Below are 12510 nucleotides of genomic sequence, written 5' to 3'. Positions count from 1 at the left end.
CAGGAGGGATCACCCATGAACACGCGAGAGATCGTCGACACGTACTACCGGCTCGCCAACTCCGGTGAGTGGGACGCCTGGTGCGACCTGTTCGCCGTCGACCAGACGATGGACGAGCAGCTTGCCGGACACGTCGAGGGACGTGAGACGCTCAGGGAGATGATGAAGGGCTTCCCCGAGATGTACGCGTCGTTCTCCAACACCCCGGTGCACATCGTGGTGGACGGGGAACAGGCCGCGGTGGTCTCGCACATCTCCGCCGTCACCACCGGCGGCGACACCGTCGAGGCGGAGGTCTGCAACTACTTCCGGATCTCGTCCGGCCTGATCCAGTACATGTCCAACTTCCACGACAGCGTGCCGTTCGCGGCCGTCACGGGAGCGTGACGCCCGTGTCCGCACCCGCCGACGTGAACGTCCGCTGGGCCCATGTGGGCCTCAACTGCCGTGACCAGAAGGTCACGGAGGAGTTCTACAGCCGCTGGTTCGGCTTCAGCCGGGCCCGCGTGGTCGAGGCCGACGGCAGCCGCGTGGTGTTCCTGCGCAGCGGCCCGGTCTACCTGGAGCTCTTCCCCACCGACGCGGCGCCCGCCTTCGACACCGTCGACGACGGGCCCGACAACCCGGGCGCGGCCCGGCACCTGGCCTTCCAGGTCGACGACGTCGACGCGTTCCTCGCCGCGGCGGACGGCGAGCTGAAGGTCACCCTCGGCCCGCTCGCCTTCGACGAATTCATCCCCGGCTGGAAGACCGTCTGGGTCTCCGACCCCGACGGCCTGGTCATCGAGGTGAGCCAGGGCTACACCGACCAGTCCGCCGAGGAACTGCGGACGTACGCGTGAATCCGCACGATCGCTCGGGGCACGGCCGGTCACTCGACCGGCCGTGCCCCCATGGGCACCATCCGACATCCCACGGAGTGAAACCGCATGACCCCTGTCACCGAGCAGACCGTCCTCATCACCGGTGCGACCGACGGCCTCGGCCGGGCTCTCGCCCATGAACTGGCCGCTCAGGGCCACTCGTTGATCCTGCACGGCCGCAATGCCCGCAAGGGCCAGGAGCTTCTCGCGGAGCTCCGCGAGAAGACCGGCAACGCGAACCTCTCCTACGAGCTCGCCGACTTCTCCTCGCTCAAGGACATCGGCGCCCTCGCCGACCGGATCCTCGACCGGCACGACCGGCTCGACGTCCTGGTGAACAACGCCGGCATCGGCGTGGAACTGGCCCGCCAGGAAAGCCAGGACGGCCTCGAACTCACCTTCCAGGTCGACTACTTGGCGGCCTACATGCTCAGCTGCCGCCTCGCCCCGCTCCTCGTACGCTCCGCGCCGGCCCGCGTCATCAACGTCAGCTCGGCCGGGCAGGCCCCGATCGACTTCGGCGACGTCATGCTGGAGCGCCGCTGGGACGGGGTGCAGGCGTACTGCCAGGCGAAGCTGGCCCAGATCAGCCTGACGGTGGACCTCGCCGAGCAGCTGGCCGGGACGGGTGTCACGGTCAACGCGCTGCACCCGGCCTCGTACATGCCGACCAAGATGGTGGTGCATCTGTTCACCCCGCAGAGCACGGTCGCGGAGGGGATGCGCAATGTGGCGCGGCTCGTCACGGACCCCGCGCTGGCGGAGGTCACCGGCGAGTACTTCGACCGCGACCGCCGCTCGCGGGCCGGCGCCCAGGCCTACGACCCGGCGGCCCGGGCCCGCCTGCGCGAACTGAGCGAGTCCCTGACGGGGGTGGCGCTGCCCGCGCTGACCTGACTGTCCTTCCCCAAGGGATGTGCCCCGCTCCGGATCCCGGGGCGGGGCACATCACGTCGTACGCGGGGGTCAGGCCGTGACCGACAAGGCGTGGTGGAAGACGTTCCTCGGGTCCCAGGTCTTCTTGACCTTCTGGAGGCGGGGGTAGTTGCCCTTCCAGTACAGGGTCTGCCAGGGCACGCCCGAGGTGTTCCAGGCCGGGTCGGTGAGGTCGACGTCCGGGTAGTTGATGTAACTGCCGTCGGCGGGGCCGTCGGGCAGCGGCACCCCGCCGGTGTCGGCGTACATGTCGCGGTACAGGTTGCGCATCCAGGCGATGTGCCGGGCGTCCTGGCCGGGGTCGCTCCAGTACGTCGTGAAGTTGGCCTTCAGCATGGAGTCGCGCTGGGCAAGCGCGGTGGCGCTCGGCGCGACGGCGTTGACCTGGCCGCCGTAGGTGTAGAGCAGGATGCCCGCGTGGCCGTCGTAGGTCTTGTCGGAGAGGTTGCGCCAGAGCACGGCGAGCTGTGCGTCCGACCAGCTCTCGCGCAGATAGGCGCCCTTGAACTTGCCCCGGTTGAACACACCGGTGTCGTACGGGTCCTTGAGGGTGGCCTTCAGCCACGGCCAGCTGGAGGTGGCCGTGGTGTGCGGCGCGGTCACGCCCTCGGCGACCGCGGCGATGTAACTTCCCATCAGATCCGCGGAGTTGGGGAGCGAGCCGTCGATCTGGGCGCTGAGCACGAGGGCGCCCTGGACGTAGTTGTTCAGGATGAACACGCTGTTGAGGCTGTCGTACGGGGTGCCGACGGTGTTGTTCGCGTGGTGCCAGTTGTTGTGGTTGCGCACCAGGCGGTCGAAGTCGGCCTCGGTGAGGTCGGCCCACTTCCAGCTCGCGGTGGCCTTGAGCAGGGTGGCCGGCGGCTTGGGGAGCAGGCTCGCGGGGGTGGAGCCGGTGGCGTTCGGCGAGCGGAACCAGTACCGGGTCACGATGCCGAAGTTCCCGCCGCCGCCCCCTGTGTGGGCCCACCACAGCTCGCGGTTGGGATCGGTGGTGTCCCGGGTCGCGACCACACAGCGCGCGATGCCCAGGGCGTCGACATACACCACCTCCACCGCGTACAGGTGGTCCACGACCGCACCGTACTGGCGGCACATGGCTCCGTATCCACCACCGCTGACATGGCCGCCGACGCCGACGGTGGGGCAGGTGCCGCCGGGGATGGTGACGCCCCACTCCAGGTAGAGGGTGCGGTAGACATGGCCGAGCATGGCGCCCGCCTCCACGGCGAAGGCGCGGCGCGCCGAGTCGTAGGTGATGGCGTTCATCTCGGACATGTCGACGAGTATCCGGACGTCGGGGTCGTCGACGAGGCCGTCGAGGCAGTGCCCGCCGCCGCGGACGGCGATTCTCTTGCCGCCGCTCACCGCCTCCTGCACGGCCTGCACCACTTGGTCGGTGGAGTGCACGAGGCGTACGGAATCGGGCTTGGCGGCGAATCTGGCGTTGTAGCCGCGGGCCGTGAGGTCCAGATAGCGGGGGTCGTCGGGGGTGACGGTGAGGGCGGCGACGGTCGTGCTCGTCGTGTCCGCGGTGCCGGTCGCGGAGCGGGCGGGGCCGGCCGCGGTGATGCCGAGCACGGCGGCGCCGCCGACTCCGGAGGCGGTGCCGAGGAATCCCCGGCGGGTCACTCCAGCCATGGTGGTCTCCTTCAACAGGTTCAACAGGCGGGTGGGGCGGGTGAAACGGGAGCTGCCGCTCCCCGAAGCAGAGGCCTCGGGGAGCGGCAGCGGGGGGAGCGGGGGTTGCTCAGTAGACGTCGTGGCCACTGACCGTGGTCTCCGGCACGTCCTCGCGGACGTCCCAGTGCTCCACGATGCGGCCGTCGTCGATGCGGAACACGTCCACGACGACCATCCCGCGGTGGCCCGGCTGCGGACGGAAGTGGGAGTGCGTGAAGACCAGCCCGTCGTCACCGACGACCCGGCGGATCTCGAACCGGGCCTCGGGCAGCTGCTTGCGGAAGCCCTCGATGAACTCGACGAGCGGCCCCCGGCCGTCGGGCAGGTTCGGGTTGTGCTGGATCAGCCGCTCGGCCAGGTACTCGTCGGCCCGGTCGGTCTGCCCCTCGTTCCAGATGTTCTCGATGTAGTCGCGCACGAGCTGCACGTGGTGGTTGGACACGGTGTCTCCTTGTTGTTTCTGCCTGTTACGAGGTGTGGTTCGGGTGGGCCCTCACGAGCTGGGGACCGGGGTGGTGGCGGGCTGCTCGGCCACCGTGACCTTGCGCGCCGACGAGGCGTGCGCGAGGGCGGCGACGGCGAGGATGACGAGGGCGACGGCCGGGATGGGGCCCGCGCCCATGCCGGGCAGCAGGGCGCTGCCGATGAAGCTGCCCAGGCTCATGCCGAGGTAGAGGGCGGCGGCGTTCATGGCCAGGATGAGTCCGGGCTGGGTGGGCAGCAGGTCCACGAGGCGGGCCTGCTGGGGTGCCTGGTACATCTGGCTGAAGAAGGCCCAGATCGCGAAGACCACGAGGCCGGGCTCGGAGTGCGGGGCCACCAGGAGCAGCACGAATCCGGCGGCGAGGCCGGCGACCGCGATGGTGATGGTGCGCGAGCCGCCGAGCTTCTCGGCGATCCTGGGCGACGAGGCGTTGCCGAGGACTCCGATGACGCCGAACGCGAGCAGGGTGACCGAGATCAGCCCGGAGGAGGCGCCGAAGCGGTCCTTGAGATAGGCGCCCGCGATGCCGTAGACCGTGAACTGGGCCGCCATGAACAGCAGCGTCGTCGAGACGGTCGAGAGCGCGGCGGGGGTGCGCAGGGTGTCGCGGTAAGCCTTGATCGTGGGCGGCTCGCCGGACGGGATCTCCGGCACGTACACCGCGACGAGCAGACACCCGAGTGCCGACAGTGCGGCCACTCCGAGCATCGCCGGGCGCCAGCCGAGACTGCCGCCGAGGAACGAGGCGAGCGGCACGCCGAGCACCGCGGCCGCCGTCATCCCGGCGAACACGGTGGCAAGCGCGCGCTGCCTGCGCTCGGGCGGGACGATCAGGGAGCCCGCCGCGGAGGCGCCCGGCCCGAAGACGGCCGCGCCCATCGCGCCGACGACCCGGGTCACGGCGAGGAAGCCGTAGTTGGGGGCGAGCGCGCCGAGGGCCGCGCCCACGGTCAGCAGGCCGATGCCGAGCAGGAGCACCCGCTTGCGGTTCCAGCGGCGCAGCAGAATCGGGGCGGCCGGGGCGAACAGCGCGAATGTGAGCGCGAAGACGGTGACCAGGAAGCCCACACGAGCCGGCGCGACGTGCAGGTCGTCTCCGATGGGGCCGTTGAGACCGACCACTGCAAGTGAGATCGTCCCCAGACTGAAATAGCCCAGCGACAACGCGAGCAGGGCCGGTGTCGAACTGCGGGACGGCATCACGCCACCTCCTTTTCCATGCCGGAAAACTTGAGTACGCAGGAACGTTAGGGGCCGGGGGCTTTCGGTTTCGCGCTCGGCGGGGACCCCCCGGAGCACTCTGCGAGGTCCCTGGCCGTACTACGTCAACTGGACGTCGGACGAGGGACGTTGGGCCTTGTGGAAGATCAGCGGAACGGAACGTCCGCCGCTGGTCAGCCAGTGCTCGATGCCGTTCACGGCGACCAGCAGAGCGGCCGCGGAGCCGAGCGTGGCGAGTCCGGGAAGCCAGGGCGCCACGCCGCCGAGCGCGAGCAGGGCGAGGCCTCCCGCGAACCGGGTGAGGGAGGCGGCACCGAACATGCGCCGCCGGGTGTAGCAGAAGGTGAGTGTGAAGAGCGCGGCGCCGACGGGAAGCAGCGCGGCGGCGAGCCGGTGGGGCACATGGGTGGGCTCGACAACCATGCGGTCCGCCCCGACCGAAACAAGCAGTAACCCCAGAACCAGCACCAGATGGCCATAGCTGAGCACATCGCGTACGACGATGGACGGGGTGGGGTGGGTGCGCAGGGCGTGGGCGATGGCGGAGGCGACGAGGTGGAAGTAGAGCCACCACAGGGCGCACCCGGTCAGAAAGGCGAGGGAGACGGAGAGCAGTTCGAGCAGCCCGAGCCGCCGCCCGGCCACCCAGGCGCCCACGGACACGACGTTCTCACCGAGCGCGATGATGATGAAGAGCCCGAACCGCTCGGGCAGATGGTTGACCCCGAAGGCCAACTGCCGTAAATGCCCGCTGAGGATCAGTGGAGCGAGTAACTCCGCGACCACGGCGACGGCCCACCCGATGGTGCGCAGCCCGGAAGGCAGCACAGCGGTGGCGAACAGAACAAGAGCGAAGGCGAGCCCGGCCCGATAGGGGTGAATGGTGTAGACAGCGCACTCGCGCCGGATGGCCTCCCCGATGAGCAGGCGCAGCGCGAGATAGCACCCGGCGTAGAGCAGCGCCTCGTAGCGTGTCTCCAGGGCGTGCGGGGCGGCGACGCTCATGCCGTACGTGGCGAGCCCGGCGAGCAGCAGGAACACCCGCTGCATGGTCGTCTCGCGCACGGCGTTCATCGCCATGACGACATCGACCCAGGCCCACCAGAGCGGCACCAGGACCAGCAGGCAACTGCCCAGCGTGGCCCAGTCGGGCCGCTGCGCGAGGACGTGCGCGATCTGGCTCACCCCGAAGGCGAGCACCAGATCGTAGAAGAGCTCCGTCCAGGTGGCCCGGTCCCGCACATCGACGAACCCGGGCTCCGCGGACCGTACTTGACCAGCGAGATAGACCACCGCCGCACCTACTCCCCTCGACCGACGGGAATGCTGGTTGCAGCGTCAAATGTGTCTGTACCTGTATGCGTGCCCCGCGGCCAGGGGTGGCACGGGAGCACATTGCGGTAAGTCGCGGAGGGGGCTGTCCCATCTCGGGGGACATGGCCGGCGTTACGAGGTGACCCGCGCCGGCAGGCACGTGTCCTGCGTGTTGCCCCGGCTGGTCGCCGGGGCGACACGGTCGATAGCGCTTCTACAGGCCGAGCAGGCCGAGCACGGCGTGGAGTAGTCCGCCGAGCAGATCTCCCAAACCTCCCATGACAATGTCCTTTCTGTGGAGGATGTCGGGTTCCAGCTGCTCCGACGCTACCCATACCCGCCGAGTGGCGCTCCACGGGTCACCCATTCGGGGACACCGGCCCCCAGCCCGGGCCTCCCGCTACGAGCCCCCGCCGGGCAGCTCCCCCATCGTCGGGTACGACTCCTGCGCCCCCCTCCGGGTCACCGCCGCCGCCCCCACCCGCGCCGCGAACGCCGCCGCCACCGTCAGGTCCTCGCCCGTTCCCAGCCGCCAGGCCAGCGCCGCCGTGAACGCATCGCCCGCGCCCGTCGTGTCGACCGGGGCGACCTCCGGGCTCGGGACCCGTACGCATCCGTCCGAGGAGGCGACGAGGGCGCCGTCCGCGCCCAGGGTGACGACCACCGAGCGCGGCCCGAGGGCCAGCAGTGCCCGCGCCCAGTCCTGAGGGCCCTCCCCCGCCGACTCCCCCAGCATGAACCGCGCTTCGTGTTCGTTGACGATCAACGGGTCGCAGGCCGCCAGGACTTCAGGAGGGAGGGGGGCGGGCGGTGACGGGTTCAGGACCAGGCGCGCGTCCGGGGCCAGGCAGCGGGCCACCTCCGTCACCGTCTCCAGCGGGATCTCCAGCTGTACGGAGACGACCGGGGCCAGGGCGAACAGGGTCCGGGCGGCGCGGATGTCGTCGGGGGTCAGGCGGGCGTTGGCGCCCGGGGACACGACGATGCTGTTGTCGCCCGACGGGTCGACGGTGATCAGGGCGACTCCGGTGGACGCCTTGTCCACCAGCACGCCCACCGTGTCGACCCCGGCCGCGCGCAGCGACGTCAGCAGCAGCCGTCCGTACTCGTCGTCGCCCACCTTGGCCAGCAGGGCCGTTCGGGCCCCCAGGCGCGCGGCGGCCACCGCCTGGTTCGCGCCCTTGCCCCCGGGGTGGACGGCGAGGTCCGAGCCGAGCACCGTCTCACCGGGGGCGGGCCTGCGCTCCACCCCGATCACCAGATCGGCGTTCGCCGACCCCACCACCAGCAAACCGTAGTCCTGCATGAAATCGTTCCTCGTCAATGCTGATTGATCGTCAGATGGCGGTGCCGGAACACGCGTTCACGAGACGAAGTCCGCCACGTTCTTCTTCGTCACCACCTTCACCGGCACCTTCACCGCGCTCTCCGGCTTCTCGCCCCGGGCCGCCCTGACCGCGTTCCGTACGGCCGTCCTGCCGAGTTCCGCCGGCTGCTGGGCCACCGAGGCGTACAGCGTGCCCGCCTCAACCGCCTTGATTCCGTCGGGAGTTCCGTCGAATCCGACGACCGCGACCGAGCTGCCCGCCTTCGCGCCAAGGGCCTTCACCGCGCCCAGCGCCATCTCGTCGTTCTCGGCGAACGCCCCGGTGATGTCGGGGTGGGACTGGAGGAGGTTGGTCATGACGTCCAGGGCCTTGGTGCGGTCGAAGTCGGCGGGCTGGCGGGCGGCGACCTCGATGCCCGGGTACGCCTTGAGGCCTTCGGCGAAGCCCGCGCCGCGCTCCCGGCTCGCGGAGGTGCCCGCGGTGCCCTGGAGGATCGCGATCTTCCCCTTGCCGCCGAGCTTCTCGGCGAGGGTCTGCGCGGCGAGCCTGCCGCCCGCCACGTTGTCGGAGGCGACCAGTGTCGCGGTCTCGGCCTTGTTGACGCCGCGGTCGGCGGCGACCACCGGGATGTCCGCCTGGTTGGCGCCGCGTACGGAGGGGCCGACCGCGTCCGAGTCCACCGGGTTGACGATGATCGACTTCATGCCGGAGCTGGTGAAGTTCTGTATCTGGTTGGCCTGTTGGGACGCGTCGTTCTGCGCATCGGTGACCGTGAGGTCGATGCCCTCCGCCTTCGCCTCGGCCTGTGCGCCCGCCTTCATCTGCACGAAGAACGGGTTGTTGAGGGTGGACAGGGACATGCCCACTTTGGTGGTGCCTGCGGACGACCCCGGGTTCAGGAGGTACCCCGCGCCCACGACGGCCGCCAGGCATACCGCGGCGACCGCGAGTTTCACCGCGCCGGGCCCCTTTCTTCCGGACCCGGCCGCGCCGGAAGGGGCGCCGGGCGTCGCGCCCGCCTTGCGGCGCAGAGTGTCGAGGAGCACCGCAAGGGCGATGACGACGCCGATGACGACCTGCTGCCAGAACGCCGACACGGACAGGAGGTTGAGCCCATTGCGCAGCACCGCGAGGATCAGCGCGCCGATCAGGGTGCCCGACGCCTTGCCGACGCCGCCCGACAGGCTGGCCCCGCCGATGACGACCGCGGCGATCGCGTCGAGCTCGTAGCCCTGGGCCGCCTGCGGCTGCGCGGAGACGAGCCGGGAGGCGAGGACGATGCCCGCGACGGCGGCGAACAGACCGGACAGCGCGTAGATGACGAGCTTCTGCCGCTTCACGCGCAGGCCCGAGAGCCGCGCCGCCTCCTCGTTGCCTCCGATCGCGTACATCGAGCGGCCGATGTACGTACGGGAGAGGACGAGTGCCGTGATCAGTCCGGCCGCGATCATCACCAGAACCGGGACCGGCAGCCAGCCGCCGAGTGTGTCGCCGAGGACCGAGACCGAGTCGGGGAAGGCGATCGGGCTGCCCTGGGAGATCACCAGCGAGAGGCCCCGGCCGACCGACAGCATGGCCAGCGTGGCGATGAACGGCGGGAGTTTGCCGTACGAGACGAGCACGCCGTTGACAAGACCGCAGGCGGTGCCGGTGGCGACGGCCATCAGGACGGCGAGCCACACGGGCACGCCCTCGGACGTCGCCGACCAGGCGAGGACAGTCGCCGACAGCGCGGCCACCGAGCCGACCGACAGGTCGATGCCCGCCGAGACGATGACGAAGGTGACGCCGAACGCGAGGATCGCGGTGACCGCGGCCTGCACGCCGACGTTCAGGAGATTCTGCGTGGTGAGGAAGTCGCCGGAGAGCAGCGCCATCGCCGCGAGCAGGACCACCAGGGCGCTGAGCGCGCCGTTGTCGAGCAGCAGGCGGCGCAGGATCGCGGCCCCGCCCGCGCCGCTGCGGTTGTCGAGCGTGTCAGTGGCCACGGGAGCCCTCCATGTCTTCCTGGTCCTGCTGTGCGTTCGGTGCGGCGACGGCCAGGGCCATCACGGCGTCCTGGGTCGCTCGATGTGCGGGGAGTTCGCCGGCGATGCGGCCCTGGTTCATGACGAGGACCCGGTCGCTCATGCCGAGCACCTCGGGCAGATCGCTGGAGATCATCAGGACCGCGTGCCCGGAGGCCGTGAGTTCGTTGATGAGCTGGTAGATCTCGACCTTGGCGCCCACGTCGATGCCCCGGGTCGGTTCGTCGAGGATCAGCACCAAGGCGCCCGCGAGGAGCCACTTGCCGATGACGACCTTCTGCTGGTTGCCGCCGGACAGGGTGCGCACCTGCTGGTCGAGCCCGGCCATGCGCACCCCGAGCTGCCCGGCGATGCGGGCGGCGGCCCTGCGCTGGCCCTTGAGGTCGACGAGCCCGGCGCGGCTGGCCGAGCGCAGCGTGACTAGGCCGAGGTTCTCCTGCACGGAGGCGTCGAGCACCAGGCCCTGCCCCTTGCGGTCCTCGGGCACGAGCCCGACCCCGGCGCCCATCGCGGCGTTCACATCGCCCCGGGCGAGCCGTTCGCCGCGTACTTCGACGGTGCCCGCGTCGTACGGGTCGGCGCCGAACACCGCGCGGACCACCTCGGTGCGCCCGGCGCCGACGAGGCCTGCGAGGCCGACGACCTCCCCGGCCCGCACCTCGAAACTGACGTCGTGGAAGACGCCGTGCCGGGTCAGGCCGCTGACCTGGAGCAACGGCGGCCCCGGGGCGGGCCGTTGGCGCGGGTACTGCTGCTCGATGCTGCGGCCCACCATCAGCCGTACCAGCTCGTCCTCGGGAGTCGAGGCGGGCACCTGGCCGATGCTGCGGCCGTCGCGCAGCACGGTGACCCGGTCGCCGAGTGCCGCGATCTCTTCGAGGTGGTGGGTGATGAAGACGATGCCCACGCCGTCGTCGCGCAGGGTGCGCACGATCCGGAAGAGCTTGTCCACCTCTTCCGAGGTGAGCACGGCCGTCGGCTCGTCCATGATCAGCACGCGGGCGTCCAGGCTGAGCGCCTTGGCGATCTCCACCATCTGGAGCCGGGCGATGCCGAGTTCGCGCACTTTGGTACGGGGCGGGACGTCCACGCCGACCCGCTTGAGGAGCTTTGCGGCGGCGGCTTCCATCGTCCGGCGGTCGATCATCCCCAAGCGCCGTGGCTGGCGGCCGAGGAAGATGTTCTCGGCGACGCTCAGCTCGGGCACCAGGTTGAACTCCTGGTAGATGGTGGCGATGCCGAGGCGTTCGGCGTCCTGCGCGCTGTGGATGCGCGCCTCGAGGCCTTCGGCGAGGATGCGTCCGCCGTCGGGGCGGTGGGCGCCGGAGAGCATTTTGACGAGGGTGCTCTTGCCGGCCCCGTTCTCTCCGAGCAGCACGTGCACCTCGCCGCGCCGCAGATCGAAGTCGACCCCGTCGAGGGCGACGACACCGGGAAAGGCTTTCCGGACTCCCTCGATGCGCAGCAACTCGCCTGTATCCACGGCCAGTTGATCCTCTGCTGAGCTCACGGCTCGCTCCTCGGGTTCGGGGCGCTCTCGCCGCAGGAGCGGCGTACGACGAGCGAGGCGGGGAGGGTGACGGACCGCGGGGTCCGGCCCTCGATGAGGTCGGCGAGCGCGCGGACGGCGGCCCGGCCGAGCTCGCCGGTCGGCTGGGCGATCGCGGTGACGGGCGGGTCGGTGTGCACGAACCACGGGATGTCGTCGAAGGCGGCGAGCGCGATGTCGTCGCCGATGCGCAGCCCGCGGGCGCGCAGCGCGTCGAGCGCGCCGAGCGTCATCAGGTTGTCGGCGGCGAAGACGGCGTCGGGCGGCTCGGGCAGGGCCAGGAACCGTTCGGTGGCCCGGCGCCCGCTGGCCGCCTGGAAGTCGCCCTGGCCGACGTACTCGCCGGGGAGCGAGATGCCGTGTTCGCCGAGTGCCGCGCGGAAGGCCTCGACGCGCTCGCTGCCGGTGGTGGTGGCGGCGGGGCCCGCGATGATGGCGAGCCTGCGGCGGCCGAGGCGGTGCAGATGGCCGACCAGGTCGCGGATGGCGGCGCGGCCGTCGGCGCGCACCACGGGCACGTCGATGCCGGGGATCCAGCGGTCGACGAAGACCATGGGGGTGCCGCCGCGCGCGGTCTCCAGCATGAGCGGGGAGCCGCCGTCGGTGGGCGACACGAGCAGCCCGTCGATGCGGCGGTCCAGGAGGGTGCGGACGTGGTGGTCCTGGAGTTCGGGACGCTCGTCGGCGTTGCCGATGATCACGCTGTAGCCGAGCGCCCGGGCCGCCTCCTCGACGGAGCGGGCCAGCTCGGTGAAGTACGGGTTCAGTACGTCGCTGATGACCAGGCCGAGCGTGCGCGTCTGGTCGGTGCGCAGCGAGCGGGCCACGGCGTTCGGCCGGTAGCCGAGCGTCTCGACGGCCGCGAGGACCCGGGCGCGGGCCGCCTCGCTGACCGACGGATGACTGTTGAGCACCCGCGACACCGTGGCGACGGACACCCCCGCCTCGGCCGCGACGTCCTTGATGCCCGCCATCACCGGACCACCTCCTCGTGGAACCTCGACTCCCGATCCCGGGACCGCAGCCGGTCGTGGAATCGATTACACGCAGCCCATGGAATCGATTACACGGCAGCCCGGCAAGACCTGAACGGGGTAGCGAGACC

The 12510-nt window shown here is 70.7% G+C and carries 11 protein-coding genes; 3 read left to right on the top strand and 8 right to left on the bottom strand.

The genetic code is table 11. The features are described 5' to 3' along the window. Positions 1–15: 15 nt before the first annotated feature. From ABD346_RS31035 to ABD346_RS31025, 3 genes are all read left to right on the top strand, one after another. Positions 16–387 carry a nuclear transport factor 2 family protein gene (locus ABD346_RS31035; protein WP_344379392.1) on the top strand — a complete coding sequence of 124 codons (372 nt, stop codon included), beginning with the start codon at positions 16–18 and terminating at the stop codon, positions 385–387. Positions 388–392: 5 nt separating this feature from the next. After that, positions 393–842, top strand: a complete 450-nt coding sequence (locus ABD346_RS31030) for a VOC family protein (protein ID WP_344379391.1) — start codon at positions 393–395, stop codon at positions 840–842. A gap of 87 nt (positions 843–929) precedes the next feature. Then, complete coding sequence (locus tag ABD346_RS31025) at positions 930–1760, top strand: SDR family NAD(P)-dependent oxidoreductase (RefSeq protein WP_344379390.1); 831 nt, start codon at positions 930–932, stop codon at positions 1758–1760. Between the two features lie 69 nt (positions 1761–1829). On the opposite strand, the gene ABD346_RS31020 is transcribed toward ABD346_RS31025, so the two are convergent. The 8 genes from ABD346_RS31020 to ABD346_RS30985 all read right to left on the bottom strand — a co-directional run bounded on the left by ABD346_RS31020 (position 1830) and on the right by ABD346_RS30985 (position 12379). Then, entirely contained in the window at positions 1830–3440 is a 1611-nt protein-coding gene (locus ABD346_RS31020) for an FAD-binding oxidoreductase (protein ID WP_344379389.1), read from the bottom strand. Positions 3441–3549: 109 nt separating this feature from the next. Next, a complete protein-coding gene (locus ABD346_RS31015; RefSeq protein ID WP_344379388.1) occupies positions 3550–3924 on the bottom strand; it encodes a nuclear transport factor 2 family protein in 375 nt (124 codons plus the stop codon). Between the two features lie 51 nt (positions 3925–3975). Continuing rightward, positions 3976–5166 (bottom strand): MFS transporter, encoded by a 1191-nt coding sequence (locus ABD346_RS31010; RefSeq protein ID WP_344379387.1) that lies wholly within the window; start codon positions 5164–5166, stop codon positions 3976–3978. A 120-nt stretch (positions 5167–5286) separates the two neighbouring features. Beyond that, a complete protein-coding gene (locus ABD346_RS31005) occupies positions 5287–6480 on the bottom strand; it encodes a low temperature requirement protein A (protein ID WP_344379385.1) in 1194 nt (397 codons plus the stop codon). Between the two features lie 421 nt (positions 6481–6901). Further along, the gene (locus ABD346_RS31000) at positions 6902–7807 is read right to left on the bottom strand and encodes a ribokinase (protein ID WP_344379383.1); all 906 of its coding nucleotides are present in this window, start codon (positions 7805–7807) and stop codon (positions 6902–6904) included. Between the two features lie 57 nt (positions 7808–7864). Beyond that, complete coding sequence (locus ABD346_RS30995) at positions 7865–9817, bottom strand: ABC transporter permease/substrate-binding protein (RefSeq protein ID WP_344379382.1); 1953 nt, start codon at positions 9815–9817, stop codon at positions 7865–7867. Continuing rightward, positions 9807–11366, bottom strand: coding sequence for a sugar ABC transporter ATP-binding protein (locus tag ABD346_RS30990; RefSeq protein WP_344379380.1), 1560 nt, complete (start codon positions 11364–11366; stop codon positions 9807–9809). Before ABD346_RS30990 ends, ABD346_RS30995 begins: the two co-directional genes overlap by 11 nt. Next, complete coding sequence (locus tag ABD346_RS30985; RefSeq protein ID WP_344379379.1) at positions 11363–12379, bottom strand: LacI family DNA-binding transcriptional regulator; 1017 nt, start codon at positions 12377–12379, stop codon at positions 11363–11365. Before ABD346_RS30985 ends, ABD346_RS30990 begins: the two co-directional genes overlap by 4 nt. Positions 12380–12510 lie beyond the last annotated feature (131 nt).

The sequence above is a fragment of the Streptomyces mauvecolor genome (assembly GCF_039532965.1).
GTDB classification, from domain to species: Bacteria; Actinomycetota; Actinomycetes; order Streptomycetales; family Streptomycetaceae; genus Streptomyces; species Streptomyces violascens.
The sequence above is the reverse complement of the archived record's forward strand: the minus strand, read 5'-3'. Positions and strand labels throughout refer to the sequence as shown.